The organism is Acidimicrobiales bacterium (genome assembly GCA_035547835.1).
Classification (GTDB): domain Bacteria; phylum Actinomycetota; class Acidimicrobiia; order Acidimicrobiales; family Iamiaceae; genus DASZTW01.
In genome coordinates, this window is record DASZTW010000019.1 from 122185 (window position 1) to 140053 (window position 17869).

Annotated in this window: 22 protein-coding genes; 9 read left to right on the forward strand and 13 right to left on the reverse strand. The window is 70.1% G+C overall.

Going from position 1 to position 17869, the window contains the following annotated elements; genetic code table 11:
- Window positions 1–29 precede the first annotated feature (29 nt).
- The 9 genes from VHA73_15330 to VHA73_15370 form a co-directional block, all read right to left on the reverse strand.
- Complete coding sequence (locus VHA73_15330; GenBank protein HVX19397.1) at window positions 30–464, reverse strand: hypothetical protein; 435 nt, start codon at window positions 462–464, stop codon at window positions 30–32.
- Window positions 457–945, reverse strand: a complete 489-nt coding sequence (locus tag VHA73_15335; GenBank protein ID HVX19398.1) for a hypothetical protein — start codon at window positions 943–945, stop codon at window positions 457–459. Before VHA73_15335 ends, VHA73_15330 begins: the two co-directional genes overlap by 8 nt.
- Window positions 942–1307, reverse strand: coding sequence for a hypothetical protein (locus tag VHA73_15340; protein HVX19399.1), 366 nt, complete (start codon window positions 1305–1307; stop codon window positions 942–944). Before VHA73_15340 ends, VHA73_15335 begins: the two co-directional genes overlap by 4 nt.
- Before the next feature lie 72 nt (window positions 1308–1379).
- Window positions 1380–1598, reverse strand: coding sequence for a hypothetical protein (locus VHA73_15345; protein ID HVX19400.1), 219 nt, complete (start codon window positions 1596–1598; stop codon window positions 1380–1382).
- Between the two features lie 14 nt (window positions 1599–1612).
- On the reverse strand, window positions 1613–2521 hold the full coding sequence (locus tag VHA73_15350; GenBank protein HVX19401.1) for a type II secretion system F family protein: 909 nt from the start codon (window positions 2519–2521) through the stop codon (window positions 1613–1615).
- A complete protein-coding gene (locus VHA73_15355; protein HVX19402.1) occupies window positions 2518–3399 on the reverse strand; it encodes a hypothetical protein in 882 nt (293 codons plus the stop codon). Before VHA73_15355 ends, VHA73_15350 begins: the two co-directional genes overlap by 4 nt.
- Window positions 3396–4688 carry an ATPase, T2SS/T4P/T4SS family gene (locus VHA73_15360; protein ID HVX19403.1) on the reverse strand — a complete coding sequence of 431 codons (1293 nt, stop codon included), beginning with the start codon at window positions 4686–4688 and terminating at the stop codon, window positions 3396–3398. The genes VHA73_15355 and VHA73_15360 overlap by 4 nt, the downstream gene beginning before the upstream one ends.
- On the reverse strand, window positions 4685–5971 hold the full coding sequence (locus VHA73_15365; GenBank protein HVX19404.1) for a hypothetical protein: 1287 nt from the start codon (window positions 5969–5971) through the stop codon (window positions 4685–4687). Before VHA73_15365 ends, VHA73_15360 begins: the two co-directional genes overlap by 4 nt.
- Complete coding sequence (locus VHA73_15370; GenBank protein HVX19405.1) at window positions 5968–6699, reverse strand: SAF domain-containing protein; 732 nt, start codon at window positions 6697–6699, stop codon at window positions 5968–5970. The genes VHA73_15365 and VHA73_15370 overlap by 4 nt, the downstream gene beginning before the upstream one ends.
- 182 nt (window positions 6700–6881) lie before the next feature.
- On the opposite strand from VHA73_15370, the gene VHA73_15375 reads away from it, so the two are divergent.
- Window positions 6882–7133, forward strand: a complete 252-nt coding sequence (locus VHA73_15375; GenBank protein ID HVX19406.1) for a helix-turn-helix domain-containing protein — start codon at window positions 6882–6884, stop codon at window positions 7131–7133.
- Here VHA73_15375 and VHA73_15380 read toward each other — a convergent pair.
- Entirely contained in the window at window positions 7082–7624 is a 543-nt protein-coding gene (locus VHA73_15380) for a hypothetical protein (protein HVX19407.1), read from the reverse strand. The two genes, VHA73_15375 and VHA73_15380, sit on opposite strands and share 52 nt — an antisense overlap.
- A gap of 84 nt (window positions 7625–7708) precedes the next feature.
- Between VHA73_15380 and VHA73_15385 the strand changes: the two genes are divergently transcribed.
- Genes VHA73_15385 through era form a run of 4 tightly spaced genes read left to right on the forward strand, consistent with a single transcriptional unit; the run spans window position 7709 to window position 11463 of the window.
- The gene (locus VHA73_15385; protein ID HVX19408.1) at window positions 7709–8683 is read left to right on the forward strand and encodes a PhoH family protein; all 975 of its coding nucleotides are present in this window, start codon (window positions 7709–7711) and stop codon (window positions 8681–8683) included.
- Window positions 8676–9284 (forward strand): rRNA maturation RNase YbeY, encoded by a 609-nt coding sequence (gene ybeY / locus VHA73_15390; GenBank protein ID HVX19409.1) that lies wholly within the window; start codon window positions 8676–8678, stop codon window positions 9282–9284. The genes VHA73_15385 and ybeY overlap by 8 nt, the downstream gene beginning before the upstream one ends.
- Complete coding sequence (locus VHA73_15395; protein HVX19410.1) at window positions 9281–10609, forward strand: hemolysin family protein; 1329 nt, start codon at window positions 9281–9283, stop codon at window positions 10607–10609. The genes ybeY and VHA73_15395 overlap by 4 nt, the downstream gene beginning before the upstream one ends.
- A complete protein-coding gene (era, locus tag VHA73_15400; GenBank protein HVX19411.1) occupies window positions 10606–11463 on the forward strand; it encodes a GTPase Era in 858 nt (285 codons plus the stop codon). The genes VHA73_15395 and era overlap by 4 nt, the downstream gene beginning before the upstream one ends.
- Before the next feature lie 95 nt (window positions 11464–11558).
- On the opposite strand, the gene VHA73_15405 is transcribed toward era, so the two are convergent.
- Window positions 11559–13454: an ATP-dependent DNA helicase gene (locus VHA73_15405; GenBank protein ID HVX19412.1), complete on the reverse strand. Its 1896-nt coding sequence runs from the start codon at window positions 13452–13454 to the stop codon at window positions 11559–11561.
- Window positions 13455–13546: 92 nt separating this feature from the next.
- Here VHA73_15405 and VHA73_15410 point away from each other — a divergent pair, with 92 nt between their 5' ends.
- Both VHA73_15410 and VHA73_15415 read left to right on the forward strand, forming a co-directional pair.
- Window positions 13547–14431, forward strand: coding sequence for a TIGR03619 family F420-dependent LLM class oxidoreductase (locus tag VHA73_15410; protein HVX19413.1), 885 nt, complete (start codon window positions 13547–13549; stop codon window positions 14429–14431).
- Between the two features lie 15 nt (window positions 14432–14446).
- Complete coding sequence (locus tag VHA73_15415) at window positions 14447–14869, forward strand: nuclear transport factor 2 family protein (protein HVX19414.1); 423 nt, start codon at window positions 14447–14449, stop codon at window positions 14867–14869.
- A 13-nt stretch (window positions 14870–14882) separates the two neighbouring features.
- Here the strand turns inward: VHA73_15415 and VHA73_15420 are convergent, their stop codons facing one another.
- Window positions 14883–15794 carry a YihY/virulence factor BrkB family protein gene (locus tag VHA73_15420; GenBank protein HVX19415.1) on the reverse strand — a complete coding sequence of 304 codons (912 nt, stop codon included), beginning with the start codon at window positions 15792–15794 and terminating at the stop codon, window positions 14883–14885.
- Window positions 15795–15830: 36 nt separating this feature from the next.
- Here VHA73_15420 and uppS point away from each other — a divergent pair, with 36 nt between their 5' ends.
- Together uppS and recO are read left to right on the forward strand one after the other, a co-directional pair.
- On the forward strand, window positions 15831–16556 hold the full coding sequence (gene uppS / locus VHA73_15425) for a polyprenyl diphosphate synthase (GenBank protein ID HVX19416.1): 726 nt from the start codon (window positions 15831–15833) through the stop codon (window positions 16554–16556).
- A gap of 7 nt (window positions 16557–16563) precedes the next feature.
- Window positions 16564–17280, forward strand: coding sequence for a DNA repair protein RecO (gene recO / locus VHA73_15430; protein HVX19417.1), 717 nt, complete (start codon window positions 16564–16566; stop codon window positions 17278–17280).
- A gap of 25 nt (window positions 17281–17305) precedes the next feature.
- On the opposite strand, the gene VHA73_15435 is transcribed toward recO, so the two are convergent.
- The gene (locus tag VHA73_15435; protein ID HVX19418.1) at window positions 17306–17860 is read right to left on the reverse strand and encodes an RDD family protein; all 555 of its coding nucleotides are present in this window, start codon (window positions 17858–17860) and stop codon (window positions 17306–17308) included.
- Window positions 17861–17869 lie beyond the last annotated feature (9 nt).

The window sequence follows — 17869 nt, forward strand, 5'->3', positions numbered from 1 at the left end:
TGAAAATACATGCACGTGCACAAGTGACATCAGCTCGACAGCGCCGTCACTCGTACGGTCGCTCGGACGGTCGCCGTGTGCGACACGCCCGGAACGATCGGTGCGAACACGAGGCGCACCGTGCGCCGGAGGCGAACCGAGGCCGAGCGACCATCGGTTGTGATCGCCACGTCCTCGACGGTCGCGTCGTCGATCCCGTCGCGGTGCAGGACGCGGAGGATCGTGGCCGCGACAGACCGGCGGTCGAGGCGCACCTCGCCCTGCCCGAGCAGCGCGCCCCGGTCGAGGCCGACCTCGCTGGCGTCGTTCGACGCGTCGCCGGCAGCCGCGACCAGGTTCCGCTGGGCGGTGAATGCCACCGCAGCATCGACCGCGATGGCGCCGAGGATGATCACGATCAGCACGGCGGCCGGCATCAGCAACAAGACCGTGCCCGCGTCGCGCCGCCGCGCCCGGTCAGGCACAGGTTCCCTCCGCAGTACCGCCGGATCGGTAGGCGTCGATCACCTCGGAGTGGGTGGAGCCAACAGTGAAGCCGTGTCCGAAGCCGCCGATGTACGGCAACGACAACGCAGGCACCCGATATCGCGCAGTGATCGTGACGCGGCCGCATCGTTCGTAGGCGGGGTCCAGGGTGCGGGTGAGGTCGAGCCGGGTGCCGTCCCGACCTTGGGCCGACGCGGCATCGCGGCCGCGTCGCTGCGCGTCGGCCCAACTCGCCGCGGGGTCGGGCCAGTCCTCGACATACGCGCGAGCGGCCTCCCGCGAGGCAGCGTCTGCAGCGAGCTTGGCGTCGATCACCGCCCAGGCATTGGTGATCAACAGCACGCCGACCACGAACACGAGGATCCCGAAGGGGATGGCCTCGATGCCCGCGACCTGCCCGGCGTCCCCGCGCAGCTGTCGGCCCCGCGGCGGGCGACGTCCGACCTCGGGCGCGGTCACGGCTGAGGCTCCTCCAGCCGGACCGTGACCGTGCGGTCGATGTGGTCGACGAGCAAGGGCGAGCTGACACCGGCAAGTCCGATGCGAGGGTTGTCGACGGTCACACGCAGACGCACCACTTCGCCGTCTGTGGACCAGTGAAAGCGCACCCGCGAGCCGTAGCGGCCGAGCGCCGATCGAGCTTCGGTCTCCGCCGTCGCCTGCGCACTCGCGAAGGAGCCGCGGTGGTCAGCGGCCACGCGGCGGGCGGCATCGTAGGCCGTGGCGGTCACGACGGATCGAGCGTAGAGATCGAACATCACCTGCACAGCGAACAGCAGCAGCACCAGCACGACGACGAGACCGAACCACGTGCCGAACAAGCCCGCGCCCTGATCGCCGCGGCCTCGACACGGCGATCGCCCGTGGATCGCGGCCGGCGCTCGCAACCGCGCTCAGTTCCCGATCTGGGTGATCTGCTGGTCGGTCTTGGTCTTCGTCGTCCCCCAGATCTGCTTGAAACCGACCCACATCAGCGCACCCAGGAACGCCACGATCAGCACCGCGATCGCAGCGGAGATCACCCCCTCGCCCCGCTCGTTCAGTTGGATGCGGGTGCGGACCGTCGCTCGCAGGGCGGGAGCGGCGAGCAGCGCGGTGTAGAGGTCGGTCATGACGGCTCCTTTGGTCACGCGGAGGAGAACAAGCGGAGGGCTTCGATGAAGGGGACGGCGAGGAAGATGACGCCGGGGACGAGCGTGGCGACGGTGACGGGGATCCAGACCTGCTGGGCGCGGCGTTCGAGCTCCTCGACCCGGCGTCGTTGCACTTCTTGGCGAATCGAGCGCGCTTCGCGGGACATGACCCGGCCGAGGTCCGAGGTGGCGCGGTTGAGCGACAGCACTTGCACCACCTGGCGCACCTCGGGCACGGCGGCCAGGTCGGCCCACTCCGTGAGCGCTTCCGCCTCGCCGAGTCCTTGCCGGATCCGGTTGGCGACGCGGGTGAGGTCTTGTGCCACCGCGCCTCGACCGCGGTGGGCGACCCGTCCGAGCGCGCCCCCGAGGGAGTGTCCCGCGGACAGGAGCATGCCGATCTGTTCGCACACGACCGGGAGCTCGAGCAGGAGGTTGCGCTGCCACCTCGTCGAGGCGGCGGCCAGGCCTTGCTCGATCACCAAGAACGCGAGGAGCGGGGCAGCCACGATCGCGGCCAGCGCGACCAGTGGTGGCGGCCGGACCGCGACGCTCGCGGCAGTGGCGAGGGCGAACGCCGCAGCAGCCCACCCGGCCTGTCGAACCCGGAAGGTCATGGGATCGAGCGGTGAGTGGATGCGCATGAGACGGACGGTGAGGGGCTCTTCGACGCCCAAGGCGCGCGCCAGGCGTCCGCCCACGTCGGTTGCCAACGGCGCGACGACCTCGCGAACCGAGCCGACCGAGAGCAGGCCAGGTGCGCTGCTGGTCGGCGCGCCGGGCTGGTAGGGGCGTAGCCGCTCGGACAACGAGCGACGCGCGAACCATCGCACGCGCGACAACAGCAACGAGCAGCCGGCCCACATCGCGAGCCCGGCGACGGCGAGGAGCCGCGTGTTCATTCTGCGAACACCCGTCCTTCCACGGGCACTTGCATGATCCGGCCGGCCCACCACCAACAACCCGCCACCACGCCGATGCCGATCAGCACGGCGACTTGTCCCGCAGCCGTCGCGTACGCGGCTCGCCCTGTCCCCACCGAGAGACCGGCCAGCGCCATGCCGAGCGGCACGAGGAGCACGAAGCGACGGGCGAATCTGGCACCGGCCTGGCGGGCGCGGGCATCCTTGCGTCCCTGCACCTCTTGGAGCCGGTCGCCGCTCAAGGCGGTGAGCCGGGCCTCGAGGCCGGTGCCGCCCAGTTCGTTCGCGACGAGGATCGTCTCGCAGGCAGCGTCGCAAGTGGGGTCGGCGAGGTCGCGCTTGAGCACGCCGAGCGTGCGTGCGAAGTCCGTCGAGAGCAGCCATTCACGTTGTGCGGCAGCGAATGCGGGTCGCAGCTCCGCAGGTGCGCGACGACCCACTTCGAAGAGCGCTTGCGGGATGGAAAGGCCGGCCGAGCCGGTGAGGATGCGCAGCTCGTCGATCATCGTGGGCCACGCCTCCTGGGCCCGCTCGAGCCGCCGACGCCGACGTGAACGCAAGGTCGCCGCGGGCAGCATGGCCGTGAACGCGCCGAGGGCAACCGCCGCCAAGATGCCGCCGAAGATCGCGAACCCGAGGACACCGCCGAGCAGCAGGAGCAACAGCGAGGCCGCGGCGAACTGCGGAAGGCCGACCCCGCTCACCCCGGCTTCGCGCAGCCACCGTGTGACGTCGCGCCGCGGCGCAGGCGGCGTGACCTGCGGGCCCGGACCGAGCCCACGCCAGCGGAAGACGACGGCGGTGTACAGAAGGTGGACGCCGTAGGCGGCGGCGAGGGCGACGAGAAGTGCCGTCACCGTGCGACCTGCGAGGTCGTGTCGACGATCTCGCGAACGTGGAGCCCGGCCTGGTCGAAGAGCAGGCCGAGCCGGTTCGGGATCTCGCCCGTCCAGCGCAGCATCCCGTCGCTGCCCGTCCGACGGAACACGTCCGTGATCGTGAACGGTACGGCGTCGAGGCTCCCGGCGTGATCCTCGACGGCGATGATCTCGTTGATCCGTGGGCCTTCTGAGGTGCGGACACTGTGGACGACAAGGTCGACGGCCTCGGCGACGAGTGAGTTGAGTGCGGCCAGCGGCAAGTCGCCGTCGGCGAGCTGCGCCACGAACCGAAGACGAGTCAACGCTTGACGGGCCGAGCCGCCGTGGATCGTGGTGAATCCCTTCACGCCGGATGAGAGCGTGAGCAACAGTGCGAGGGCTTCGCGGTCGCGGACCTCGCCGACGATGGCGATGTCGGGCGCCATCCGGAGGAAGCCGGACACGAGGCGACGCAAGTCGACTTCCTGGCGTTCGGGGCGCGAAGCCCGAGTCTGAAGGCTCGCGACGTTGGCGAGCGGCACGTCGACCTCGAACACTTCCTCGGCGGTGACCACTCGCAAGCTGGGATCGAGCTCCGCGGCGCAGCAGCTCAACAACGTCGTCTTGCCGGCGCCGGGCGCGCCGGCGAACACGATCGATGCCCGGGCCTGGACACACGCACGCAAGAACCGCGCCGCGGTGTCGGTGAGCGTGTCAGTGGCCACCAGCTCGTCGAGGCTGCGGAACGCCACGCCCGCGAACCGGCGGATGTTGACCATGGTGTGCCCGCCGCGCGCCAGGTCGGCGTGCACGATGTGCAAGCGCGAGCCGTCGTCGAGCTGCGCGTCCTGGAGCCCCTCGGACGGATCGAGCTTGCGATGCGAGGAGGACGCGTCGTCGAGCAACTTGGTCAGCGTGCGAACGACATGACGATCGTCATGGAAGACGTCCGGGTGGTAGCCGGACGGCCCGCGGTGGCGCCGGACGAAGATCGCCGCTGGGCCGTTCACCATGATCTCCCACACATCTGGATCCCGGAGCAGCTCGTCGAGGGGGCCGTACCCGGCGAGATTCCGGTACGCACGAGCAGCCAGCGCTTCGGGGTCCGCGAGCGGATAGGGCCGGTGGCCTCTGGCGTGTTCCCGCGCCCAGTCGGTGAGCTCTTCCGCGATCAGCTGGCGCAGTCGATCGGCGGCGTCGGGGCTCGACATGTCGAGGTCGGCGGCCTTCGCTCGCTGCTGTACGGCCGCTTCGATGTGCTGCAGCGGGGACTCCTCGGCCTTCACGAGGCCTCCTCCTGATCGGTCCACGTGCCGAGCGAGCCGGGTGCGATCCGCTCTGGCTCGACCGTGGACGGCTCGGGAGCGCCGGCCCGCTCGGCGACGGCCTCGACCGCGGTCACGAGCGGGTCGGTCAGGGCTCGAGGGAATCGCTCGACGTTGCGATGGACGTCGTCGAAGCCGCGGCGCTCCGGGAGCCACACCGGAGCGGTGGTCGCCAGCGGTCCGACCAGGTCGGACACTGCCTGCGCCAGCTGGGCACGGCCCCGAGGAGCCCGCGGTGCCCGGTTCACGACGGCGACGGTTCGTTCCGCGGCGACGCCGATGGCCTGCAGGGCGTGGACGGTTCGCTGGCCGGCGAACACGCCTTTGAGGTCAGGTTGCAGGACCACGACGACGACGTCGGCCTGTGCCACGGCCGTGCGTGCGAGCACGTTGCGTTCCTCGACGTCGGTGGAGCCGGTCTCGCGCTCGCCTTCCACGTCGGCGTCGACATCGGCGACGGTCACGTGGAAGGCCGCCCGAAGGCTGTCGAGCGCGCTGGCGACCGCTCGTGGGGTGAGGGCGGTCCAGTCCTGGTGCCGGTGGAGACCGAGCAGCAACCGGTAGCGCCGAGCGACGATCTCGAAGGTCATCGAGCGGACCTCGGCAGCGCCGAGCTGCGCGTGGCGGTGCGCATCCACCAGGTCGGCCAGCGCGGGGACGAGGTCGTCGACCTCATGGAACATGGCGAGCTCGGCGTTCAGCGAGAGGTCGGCAAGGGCCAGCATCCCGGCGTACCGGACATCGTCCGCCAGCCCTTGCGCCAGCGCCATCGCCGCGGTGGAAGCCCCCGTGCCGCCAGGTCCGGTGACGGCGACGAGCTGGCCGCGCCATGGGGTGACGGCCACGGCGTCGGGCGCGGTGGAGCCCTCCCCCCGCGGGTTGCGCACCAAGGAGGCGTGGTCGGCCAGCGCGGCGACCAGCGGTCCACGCTCGAAGCCCGACGGGAGCACGCCGGCGACGCCCAGCGCTCGCCAATCGCGGTGGCCACCGTCGACGGCGATCACCGCACAGCCGTGACGGCGGGCGAGGTCGACGAGATCGAGGTCGAGTCCCGTGGCTGACTCGTCAACCAGCAGCGCCGAGTACGGACGTGCCGACTCGAGCCGGGTGATGACCTCGGCGACCGACAGGCACTTGACGAACTCGATCGGCGCCACGCCAGCGGTGGCCCACTGCGCGAGCTCGGAGAACCACGGTGCCCGAGGATCGCCGAGGCCCAGCACGACGTAGCGCCCGTCGTTCACTTCGGCGCCTGTTCGTTCGTGACGTGCAGCTGGTCGTCGCCCGACACGCCGGTGGTGCGGACCACCGTGACGAGATCCGGGTTGGTGGCGCGGGCGATGCCGATGATCTGGTCTCGGTCCGCCGCCACGAGCACCGTGAGGCGGCCCGATCCCTCGATCTGCGAGCCCCCCTGACGAACGTGGATGACCTCGAGATCAGTGGCCACCACGGCTGGGGTTCCGCCACCGGAAGGCGTCACGAGCACGGCCACCCGGTCGCCCGGTCGCAAGTCGCCGCCAGCGGCCCGATCGGCGTCGACCGCGAAGGAGACCTGGTTGCGGCCGGGTTGCCGGGTGGCGTCGGCGACCTGCCCACGCTGAAGCAGTTCGCCTTTGGCGATGGGCGCCACGACCACTGCACCGACGAGCGGATCCGCGGTGGTGTACGCGCGGCGCGCCACACCGTCAGGTAGCCGAGCCGACGCGAGACCCAGATCGGTGCGTGTCAGGCGCCGGCCCACGTCGAGGTCGTGGCGTGCCACGACGTAGCGCGGTGCGTGGTCGACGTTGGAGCCGCGTGCGGCGACAAAGGCCGCGATCGCAGCCAACGCGACGAGCAACCCGCCGAGGACCGCTCGGCCGCTCGGGAGGCTCCGGCGGGGGTGGACCTGTCGGTGATGGGTGCCCGAGGGCGGTTCAGCGTCCGCGCGGTGCGACGCGGGGGTGGTCCCGATCGTGCTGGTGGCCATGCGGCGCCCCCTCGTGAAACTGCACAGAGCGCACAAATAGATACACCATGTGGCGGACCTCGACCACTGTCGTGGTACTCCCATCGGTTCGTGAGGTGGGTTGGCCGGTGCGGTCGAGGCGGTGCGGTGAGAGTCGCCTGACGTGCGCCAAATGCATGGAGAGGGTGTGTATGATGCTTTCGATGACCCCGACAGACGTGCGGTGGTTGAGCACCGCGGAAGCAGCAAAGCGACTTGGGATCACGCCGCGCACCCTTTACCGGTTCATCGACGAGGGGCAGTTGCCGGCGTACCGCTTCGGCCGGGTGATCCGGTTGAAGGAGGCAGAGGTCGATGACTTCATCGAGCAATGCCGGATCGCGCCGGGCACGCTCGAGCACCTCTATCCCGAGCCGGTGACGGAGGCTTCAGCCAAGGACGCGAGCGCGACGTAGGCAACTGCACCGGCGTCTCCGTCGAGTTGGAGACGGAGCACGTCGGCACCCACGTCGAGCAAGCGTCCGCGCAGTGGCTCCCCACCGAGCGCGCGCACACCGATCCGAGGCCGATCTGGTTCGAGCGCCGCCAGTGCGTCGCGCAGCGTCCAACGCGAGGTGGCAGGGGTTCGCTGGCCCGGTGGCCGTCCCGCTTCGGGCCCGCCGATCGCGGCGAACATCGCGTCGATCCGGAGGAACGTCGTTCCGTCGGCGCCCCGCAGCTCCGCGAAGTCGGCGCCCACCGCGACGATGCGCCCGGTGCGGCGCTGTCCGTCGAGCAGTTCCAACACCACGGTGGCGTCGCGCTCGGCCCAGTCAACCAACATGGCGGCCAACGTCGCTTCGTCGAGATCCTGCCGCGCCAGGCCGCGTCGTACCCGCCTGGCATGCGCGGCGGCGTCGACCTGCAGCGCGGCCGCCTCCGCGTCGAGCGGGTCCGGGCGTTCCATCGAATCGGCAGGATATGTCGGCGTTTGCCGGGAGTACGCTGCCAATGGCCTCCGGCCGCCTGTTCCCGTCACCACCGAGGTGCTGTGTCCGACACCCAGATGAAGCTGCACGTTCCCGGCAACCACCTCATGGGGCCGCTGCTCGGCCACCGCGACGAGTTGCTCCGGATGGTCGAAGACGCTTTCGGCGACGTGCGGATCACGGTGCGGGGCAACGAGATCGACCTCGACGGGCCCGCGGCCGACAAGGTGGGCCGACTGTTCGAGGACCTCGTGTTGTTGATCCAACAAGGTCACCACCTCGAACCCTCAGTGGTCCGGCGCACCATCGAGATGGTCAAGGCCGACGAGCGGCCAGCCGACGTGCTCACCACCACCGTGTTGCGGTCGCGCGGGGGTCGCGTGATCCGGCCCAAGTCGAGTGGCCAGAAGCGCTACGTCGACGGGATCGCCGAGAACGTCATCACGTTCGGGGTCGGCCCGGCCGGCACGGGCAAGAGCTGGTTGGCGGTGGCGATGGCCGTGCAGGCCCTGCAGGCCAAGGAAGTCGACCGCATCATCTTGACCCGCCCCGCCGTCGAGGCCGGCGAGCGGCTCGGCTTCCTGCCCGGCGACCTGATGGCCAAGGTCGATCCCTACTTGCGCCCGCTGTACGACGCGCTGCACGACATGGTCGACCCCGATGGCGCGCAGCGGATGCTCGAACGGGGCGAGGTCGAGGTGGCGCCGCTCGCCTTCATGCGCGGGCGCACGCTGAATCGCAGCTTCATCATCCTCGACGAGGCGCAGAACACCACGCCCGAGCAGATGAAGATGTTCCTCACCCGCATCGGCTTCGGGTCCAAGGTCGTCGTCACCGGTGACACCACCCAAGTCGACGTGCCGGGTGGTCGCAGCGGGCTGAGCGGCCTCGAGGAGACCTTGCAGGGCATCGACGGTCTGGCGTTCGTGCGGCTGTCGGGCGCCGACGTGGTCCGTCACCGGATCGTGCAGGACATCGTCGACGCATACGAGCGGGCCGACGCCGCGGGCGTCGCCCACCGCCGGCTCGATGGCTGACCCTCCGAGCGGGCCCCGGCCGGGCACGCCGTCCACCGGCGCGCGTCGGCGCATCCCCGCCGAGGGAGTGCTCGAGGTGTTCGTGGCCGACGAGCAGTCGGTGCACGCGATCGACGTGCAGCGCTGGGGCGACCTGGCTCGTAACGTGCTGCTCGCCGAAGGGATCCGCGGCGACGCGGAACTGTCGCTCTTGTTCGTCAGCCATGACACGATGGCGGACCTCAACGCCCGGTTCATGGACGGCGAAGGCCCCACCGACGTGCTGTCGTTCCCGATCGAAGAAGACCTCATGGAACTGGGCCGGTGGCCTGACCTCGCCACGACCGGTCCCGACCGCAGCCCACCCGACCCGTCCGACGCGCCGTTGCTGCTCGGCGACGTCGTGATCTCTCCCGAGGTCGCGGCCGCCAACGCCCCCGGCCACGCCGGCTCGTTCGACGACGAGATCGCGCTGCTCGTGGTGCACGGGGTGTTGCACATCTTGGGCCTTGACCACGGCGATCCCGACGAAGCGCGCGAGATGCGGGCCAAGGAGCAGGACCTGCTGGCCCGGTTTCACGGCCCGGTGGCGGCCGGCACCGAGGTTCCGCCGGAACAGTGAACGGCCCCGCGGTCCTTCTGGGGCTCGCTTTCACGAGCGTCGACGGCCTGATCCTCGCGGTCATCGCGGTGCTGCTGGTGATGCAGGCCTTCCTCGCGATGGCCGAAGTCGCCCTCACCCGAATCCGCCGGGCACGCGCCGCGGGCCTCGACGCCGACGCGTCGACGCGCTCGTCGCGGGCCCTGGTGAAGTTGGTCGACGCGCCCGAGACGTTCCTCAACGCCTTGCTGCTCGTGGTGCTCGCGGCCCAGACCGCGCAGACGGCGTTGACCACGGTGTTCGCCGAGCGGGTGTTCGGCAGCCTCGGTGTGGTGCTCGCGTTGGTGGTGAACGTCGCGATGGTGTTCGTCATCACCGAGGCGGCACCGAAGACCTGGGCGGTCCAGCACCTCGACCGAGCCGCGCTGCTGAGCGCCCGGCCGGTGCAGGCCTTCGTGAGCCTCCCGCCGTTGCGGATGCTGGCGCGCGGCCTCATCGGCCTCGCCAACGTGATCCTCCCCGGCAAAGGCATCAAGGACGGCCCGTTCGTGACCGAGGAGGAGTTGTTGGCGCTGGCCGAGGAAGCCGCAGAAGCGTCGGTCATCGAAGCCGACGAGCAGGCCTACATCAGCCGCATCATCTCCTTCGGCGACACCATCGTCCGCGAGGTGATGGTGCCGCGCACCGACATGGTCGTGGTCGACCAGGCGTTCCGGGTGGCCGACGCGATGGAAGTCGTGTTGCTGAACGGCTTCAGCCGGATCCCGGTGGTGGGGCAGGGGATCGACGACGTGGTCGGCGTCATCTACGCCAAAGACCTGATGCGCGCCGAGCGCGACGGTCGCGAGCTCGACCCGGTGGCCGCGTTCGGTCGTCCCACGAGGTTCGTGCCCGAGACCAAGCCGGTGGCCGATCTGTTGCGCGAGATGCAGGCCGACAAGTTCCACATGGCGATCGTGATCGACGAATACGGCGGCACGGCGGGGCTGGTCACGCTCGAGGACCTCATCGAGGAGCTGGTGGGCGAGATCGTCGACGAGTTCGACGTGGAGGATCCGATGATCGAGCCACTGCCCGGCGGTGTGCTGCGCGTGAACGGTCGCTTGCCGATCGACGAGGCGAACGAAGTGCTGGTGCCGCTCGCCGAGGCCGCTGGCAACGGTCCGGTCGAAGGCCTGCCCGAGGGTGACTGGGACACGGTGGCGGGCCTGTTGTTCAACGAGCTCGGCCACGTCGCCTCCGAAGGCGACACGGTGACGGTCAACGGCTTCCGCCTCCGGGTCGACAAGGTGCAGGGGCGGCGCATCAGCCGGGTGCGGATCTCGCGCGACGTGGCGGCCACATGAGGAGCGGGTTCGTCGCCCTGCTCGGGCGACCCAACGTCGGCAAGTCCACCCTGTTGAACCATGTGTTGGGCCAGAAGGTCTCGATCACCTCGAGCCGGCCCCAGACCACCCGCACCCGCGTGCACGGTGTGCTCACGTTGCCGGCCCACCCTGGGGTGGGCGATGACGTGCAGATCGTGTTCGTCGACACGCCCGGCATCCACAAGCCCAAGACCGCGCTCGGCGAGCGGCTCAACGCCACCGCGGCCGGCGCGGCGACCGATGTCGACGTGGTGTGCCTGATGATCGACGCCACCGCGCCGTTTGGGCGTGGCGACGAGCATGTGGCACGCCAGGTGCCGCCCGACGGGATCGTGGTGATCAACAAGATCGACCGGGCCAGCAACGAGGAGCTGGTGCGTCAGCTCACGGCCGTCGCCGCGCTCGACCGGTCGGCGTACTTCCCCGTGTCGGCCCGCACCGGCGAAGGTGTCGACGCGCTGGTCGAGGAGCTGGCACGGCGCATGCCGGAAGGGCCGCCGTACTACCCCGACGACATGGTCACCGACCAGCCCGACGCGGTGTGGGTGGCCGAGCTCGTGCGCGAGCAGCTGTTCCGGACGTTGCGTGAGGAGATGCCGTACTCCATCGCTACCCGCGTCACGGAGCTCGATTGGCCCCACATCACCTGCGAGATCCTCGTGGAGCGCGAGTCGCAAAAGGGCATGGTCATCGGCAAGGGCGGCCGTGTCCTCAAAGAAGTGGGGACCAGAGTCCGCGCCCAGCTGCGCGACGGGATCTTCTTGGAGTTGAAGGTACGCGTCGACAAGAACTGGCAGCGGCGACCTGAGACCTTCGACGAACTCGGCTATTGACCAGGCCCGACCGACGCGCTCAGACGCGCGTGGGTTTCGTCCATGCGATCGAGTAGCGGAACAGGCGAACGCCCGGGCCGCCACGCAGCCGCCGATCAATCGGGCGCGCGGAGCTCCTCGAGGAACGCCTCGACTTCCGCGCGGTCGCGCGTGCGGCGCATCGGCGGGAGGGCGTTGATGAGATCCCAGCGGTAGCCCGCGTTCTTGGCCAGGCGTGGATCGAGCACGGCGACCACGCCTCGGTCCTCGGCGCTGCGGATCAGCCGGCCGGCCCCTTGCGCGAGCAGGGTGACGGCGCGGGGCAGGTCGATGGTGCGGAAGGCCGTCTCGCGTGCCCGCTCCCGGCGGGCTTGGAGGAGCGGTTCGTCGGGGCGTGGGAACGGCAACTTGTCGATCGTGACGAGCGACAGTGTGGGGCCTGGGACATCGATGCCCTGCCAGAAGCCCATCGTCGCGAAGAGGCAGGTCTCGGGCTCGGCGGCGAAGGCCTCGACCAGGGCCGGCTTGGGCAGATCGCGCTGGCCGAGCAGTCGGAACGGGAGCCGCTCCCGCAACGCTTCCAGCGCGGCTTCCATCGCGCGCCAGCTGGTGAACAACGCCAACGTCCGGCCGCCGGCGGCCCGGATGAGGGCGGACAACTCGTCGTGGCTGGCTTCCTCGAACTCCGCGGAGCGGGGCTCGGGCAGGTGCGCCGCGCAGTACAACAGCGCGTGCGCCTCGTAGTCGAACGGGCTGCCGACGTCGAGCTCGCGGTGCACCTCGGGCAGGCCGACCCGGTCCGCCAGGCCGGGCGGGATCGTGGCGCTGGTGAGCACGGCGCCCACGCGTGACCAGCGCTCGCCGGCCAAGAGATCCGCCACGTCGATGGGTGCCATGCGCCACGACGGGTTGTGGTCCGGCCCTTCGACCCAGGCCACGTGGGTGTCGGGCGCGTCGACCACCAGCGCCAACTCGTCGGTGAGCGCGCCGAGCTGCTTTTGGGCCCGATGGCGGCGGGTGGCAGCGTCGCTGCCGCTCGGCGGGCTGACGGCGCGCAGTGCGGCCTGGGCGCGGTCGAGGCGACCCATGGCCAGGGTCACCGCGTCGCCCACCGCTTCGGGCAGCGCGCTGCGCTGGCGACGTCCGACCAGCGGGGCGAGCGCGGCAGCCCAGATCGGGCCCGCGCCGGCGACGTCGTCGACGAGCTTCGGGTCCTCGAGCACCGAGGCGACCGCCCTCGCAGCAGCCGGGAAGCGGCCGGCGCCGATCTCCAGACCGTTGGTGGTCGACACGATGTCTTCGAGCTGGTGGGCCTCGTCGACCACCACGAGATCGTGCTCGGGAAGGATCACGCCACCCGCTTCCACGTCGAGTCCGTACAAGTGCAAGTTGACGACGACGACTTGCGCCGCCGCTGCCCGCCGCCGCGCTGCTTCGGCGAAGCACGCCTCACCTTGCGGGCAGCGGTTCGACCCCGGACACTCCTTCGATCCCACGCTGACCGCGCCCCACGCCGCCGGTGATGGCTCCCACTCCAGTTCCGCCCGGTCGCCGATCTCCGTCTCGCCGGCCCACTCGATCAGCCGGGCCACTTCCTCTGCGGGCGCTCGTTCGGCCAGCACGTCGAGTGTGAGTTGATGGTCGGCGTCGTGGTCGGCCTTGCGGGTCAGCTCGGCGACCCGCTGGCGGCAGACGTAGTTCGAGCGCCCTTTGAGCACTGCGAACTCGAACGGCACGTCGACGTGATCGGCGACGAACGGCAGGTCCTTGCCGGCAAGCTGGTCCTGCAGCGCCTTGGTGGCCGTGGCGACCACGACGCGGTGGCCCGACAGCACGGCGGGGACCAGGTACGCCAGGGACTTGCCGGTGCCGGTGCCGGCCTGCACGACGAGATGGCCCCGGCTCGACAAGGTCCGTGCGACGGCTTCGGCCATCTCGACCTGGCCCTCGCGTACTTCGCCGCCACCGGGAAGCGCGGCCACCACTTGCTGCAGCACTTCGGTGACCGACACGGCTCACCACCCTACCGACGGCCCCGGAGGCGGCCGGTGCCGTCGCTCCCCGGCCCGGGACCCAGACTGAAACGTGTTCTAGATTGGCTCGGGTGAAGTTCTCGCTCGCCCTCGCCATGGTCCCCGCGGACCACCTGATCCCGCTGGCACGAGCTGCCGAGGAGTCGGGTTGGGACGCGGTCACGATGCCGGACTCGGTCTTCTATCCCGAGGAAGTCTCCGACAAGTACCCGTACACGAGCGACGGGCGGCGGTTCTGGCACCACGACACGCCGTTCGTCGAGCCGTTCGTCGCCATCCCCGCGATGGCCGCGGTCACCGAGCGGCTCGTCTTCTACACGAACGTGTACAAGACGGTGCTGCGCAACCCGTTGCTGCTCGCCAAGACCGTCGGTTCCGCCGCGGCCATGGCCGACGGCCGCGTCGGCATCGGTCTGGGGTTGTCGTGGCTGCAAGAGGAGTTCGACTGGACGGGGCAGGTCAAACAGACGCGCGGCGCCCGCCTCGACGAGACCGTCGAGATCCTGCGCCGGCTGCTCGGCGGTGGCTATGCGGAGTTCCACGGCGAGCACTACGACTTCGATCGTCTGTCGATGGCGCCGTGGCCGTCGCAGCCGGTGCCGATCTACATCGGTGGCCACTCCGACGCGGCGCTGCGGCGCGCGGCCCGTGTGGGCGACGGCTGGATCTCGGTGCAGATGACGCCGGAAGACCTCGACGAGGTGCTGCGCCGGCTGTGGCCGGTGCTCGACGAGCACGGGCGCGACCGCGCCACGTTCGAGGTGAAGGTCACGCCGTTGATCGCCGCCGAGGTCGACGGCATGGCGGCGCTGGCGGAGCGTGGGGTGACCGACGTGATGACCGTGCCGTGGTTCTCCTACGGCGGCGACCACAAGGATCTGCAAGTGCAACTCGACTCCGTGCGCCGGTTCGCCGACGAGGTCATCCAGCCGCTCGCCGCGCGCGAAGGCGCGTGAGATGGAGGGCGTGCGATGAAGGGGATGGAGCGCTTCGCGTCGCATCCGGCGCGCGACGCGGCGATCGCGTCGATGCAGGCGGTCGAGTCGGGTGACCGGGCCCGCTGGCTGGCGCTGTTCACCGACGATGCGGTGGTCGAGGACCCGATCGGCCCCTCGCCGTTCGACCCCGACGGCGCCGGTCACCACGGCGCCAACGCAATCGCGGGCTTCTACGACCAGGTGGTCGCGTCGGGCCAGATCGCCTTCGAGATCCGCGAGTCCTACGCGGCGGGCGACGAGTGCGCCAACGTCGGAACCATCACCACGACCTTCCCTGACGGCAGCCGTGCGGTGGTTGACGGCGTGTACACGTACCGCACCGACGGCAACGGGCGGATCCGCGCGCTCCGCGCCTACTGGGAGTACGCCAAGGCCCGCCTCGAAGCGGCCGACTGAGCCGGCGCGACGGTCAATCCGACTCGGCCGCGATCTCTCTCGGCACGACCACACCGGCACGGGTGGTGCGGAGCGGCACCTCGCCGGGCACCCGCGGCGCGTCGACCTCCAAGCTGACCGTTCCCTCGCGCTGCTCGTAGCCCACGACGTTGAGGACCGAGGCATACACGAGCAGGCGACCGAAGAACAGCAACCACGCGAGCGTCGCGAAGACCACGCCGAGCGACCCGTAGAGCGCGGACGAACGGGCCACCAGCCGCGGGACGTACACCGAGCCCACCACTTTGAGAACCTCGAAGCCGATGGCCGCGAGCAAGGCGCCGCGGAGCAAGGGGCGCACACCGACCTTCACGGTGCCGAGCAGCCAGAACGTCCACAAGAACAAGCCGAAGTCAACCGCCAACCCGATGAGCAAGTTGGCCGGCGCCAGCCAGCCGGGCAGCAGCCCGAGCATCGTGGAGAGCGCGAACGAGGCCGCGAAGATCAGCCCAGCGCCGACCAGCCAGGGCACGCCGAGCAGCTTCGACTTGAGGCCTTTCTCTTCCGCCTGCCAGGCGAGGTTCACGCCGTGTTGCAGCGCGGCGATCACGCCGAGGCCGCTCCATGCGAGGCCGAGCAGGCCAATTGTCGACGCGGCCGTGGCGCTCCGGCGGGCCGTGTCGATGGTGGTCTCGAGGTTCCGGGCAGCCGCCCCGGTCAGCCCCAGGTCGTGCACCAGGTCGTGCGCGAGGTGCGGGTTCGAGCCGGAGATGAAGCCGACGACGGAGATGACCACCAGCAGCAGGGGGAACAACGCCACGAACACCGACAGCGTGATCGCGCTCGCCGCCGAGCCTCCTTGCAGCTCCCCGAAGCGGTCGTGGACGCGCAGAACGGTGCCCAGCCATGGCCAGCGTTCACCCAGCCGGTTGAGTCGGTCGCGCACCCCAGCGGCCCTTCGCGTAGACGGTAGGTTGCTGTCGTGCTCCCCGAAGGTATCGACCCGGGCCGGGTCCCACGGCATGTGGCGACAGTGATGGACGGCAACGGGCGGTGGGCGGAGCAACGCGGACTGAAGCGCACCGAAGGTCACGCAGCCGGCGAAGAGGCGTTGCTCGACGCCGTGAACGGGGCGCTGGAGCTGGGTGTGAAGTGGTTCTCGGTGTACGCGTTCAGCACCGAGAACTGGCGCCGTCCGCCTGACGAAGTCCGCTACCTCATGGGCTTCAACCAGGGCATCTTGCAGCGCCACACCGACGACCTCGACCGCAAAGGGGTGCGGATCCGCTTCATCGGTCGACGTGATTGGCGGGTACCGCGCAAGGTGTTGCGGCGCATCGAGTCGTCGGAGGCACAGACCGTCGGCAACCAGCGGATGAACTTCACGATCTGCTTCAACTACGGCGGGCGCGCGGAGCTGGTCGACGCCGTGCGGGCGTTGGTGGCCGACGGGGTGTCGGCTGACAAGGTCAGCGAGCGCACCATCCGCCGCTACTTGTACGACCCCGACATGCCCGATCCCGATCTGGTGATCCGCACCTCCGGCGAGTACCGCATCTCGAACTTCTTGCTGTGGGAGGCGGCGTACAGCGAGCTGGTGTTCACCGACGTGTTGTGGCCGGACTTCCGCCGCGAGCACCTCTTCGACGCGGTGCGCGAGTTCCAAGGCCGCGATCGCCGTTTCGGCGGCGTGGTGTCGCAGGGCTGAGCCGGTAATGGCGCTGTACCGCGACCACGGGATCGTGTTGCGGACGTACAAGCTGGCGGAAGCCGACCGGATCGTGGTGCTGCTCACCGAGGGCCACGGCAAGGTGCGAGCCGTCGCCAAGGGCGCTCGCAAGTCGGGTAGCCGGTTCAGCGCACGTCTGGAGCCCCCGAGTCACGTGGCCTTGCAGCTCTACGAAGGTCGTGAGCTCGACACCGTCACGCAAGCCGAGACCGTCGACCACTTCCGTGCCGTCAAGGACGACCTCGACCGCCTGACCAAGGCGGCGAGCCTGCTCGAAGTGGTCGACCAGGTGGCCCAAGAGCGCGAACCCGACCCGGGGCTGTACCAGTTGCTGCTCGGTGGGCTCCGAGCGCTCGCCGCCGATGACGCCGCGCTGCTGGTCGCGTCGTTCTTCCTCAAGCTCCTCGCGCACGACGGTGTCCGACCGATCGTCGAGGGTTGCGCGGTGTGCGGTCGCGACGATGGATTGTGCGCGTTCGACTTGCTCGACGGGGGCTTGCTGTGCCGGGAGCATCGCCGCGGCCTGCCGGTGTCGGCCGAGGCCGTGGACCTGTTGCAGCTGGTGTTGGGCGGCCGGCTGGCCACCGCGTTGCAGGTGCCGTCGTCGCCGGCCACCACCGAAGTCGACCACTTGGCGACCCACGCCATGGAGCAGCACCTCGAGCGACGCCTCAAGTCGGTGCGCCTGCTCGGCCAGGGCTGAGCCCTCGGTCGAGCGACGCCGCGAGTCAGCCCGCCGGCCCGATCGGGACGCCCGCCGCGCCGGTTGCGACCACCCAGGTGTGCGCCGCCCGATCGCCGAGCCGTTGGTGGCCGGCGGTGCTCACCATGGCCACGCCACCGACGACCGGTCCGAGCAGATACGGGAAGCCGTCAGCGACCCAGCAGACCGATCGCACGAAAGCGGGTCGGATGCCGGGTGCGTGACCGTCGGGGCCCACGACGCGCACGCCGGTGAGCAGTTTGCCGGGCGTCCGCCCGGTGAGCCCCTGCAGCAGCGAGAAGAGGCCGAGGAACCAGGTCACGCTGATCGCGGTGCCGAGCGCCAGCCGCCCACCGGCGACCAGGTAGGTGTTCGAACCCAGCGAGAGGCACTGTGCGGCGGCGTGGCCGCGGGTGAGCTGGTCACAGGCGCCTTGGTGGTGGCGGGTGCCGAGGCTCACGACGAGCAGCACTTCCAACGCCGCGAACATCACCAGGTCGATCGCCCACGCGGCGATGCGCCGACCCACGACGGCCGTGGGATCGTGCGAGATGGCGGCGGGAGCCCCGGCGGTGGTCACCGCCTGGTG

Coding starts and splice junctions, on each gene's coding strand:
- VHA73_15345 (HVX19400.1), bottom strand. CDS start 1,598: ATGACCGACCTCTACACCGCGCTGCTCGCCGCTCCCGCCCTGCGAGCG.
- VHA73_15350 (HVX19401.1), bottom strand. CDS start 2,521: ATGAACACGCGGCTCCTCGCCGTCGCCGGGCTCGCGATGTGGGCCGGC.
- VHA73_15370 (HVX19405.1), bottom strand. CDS start 6,699: ATGGCCACCAGCACGATCGGGACCACCCCCGCGTCGCACCGCGCGGAC.
- VHA73_15375 (HVX19406.1), top strand. CDS start 6,882: ATGACCCCGACAGACGTGCGGTGGTTGAGCACCGCGGAAGCAGCAAAG.
- VHA73_15380 (HVX19407.1), bottom strand. CDS start 7,624: ATGGAACGCCCGGACCCGCTCGACGCGGAGGCGGCCGCGCTGCAGGTC.
- ybeY (HVX19409.1), top strand. CDS start 8,676: ATGGCTGACCCTCCGAGCGGGCCCCGGCCGGGCACGCCGTCCACCGGC.
- era (HVX19411.1), top strand. CDS start 10,606: ATGAGGAGCGGGTTCGTCGCCCTGCTCGGGCGACCCAACGTCGGCAAG.
- VHA73_15415 (HVX19414.1), top strand. CDS start 14,447: ATGAAGGGGATGGAGCGCTTCGCGTCGCATCCGGCGCGCGACGCGGCG.
- recO (HVX19417.1), top strand. CDS start 16,564: ATGGCGCTGTACCGCGACCACGGGATCGTGTTGCGGACGTACAAGCTG.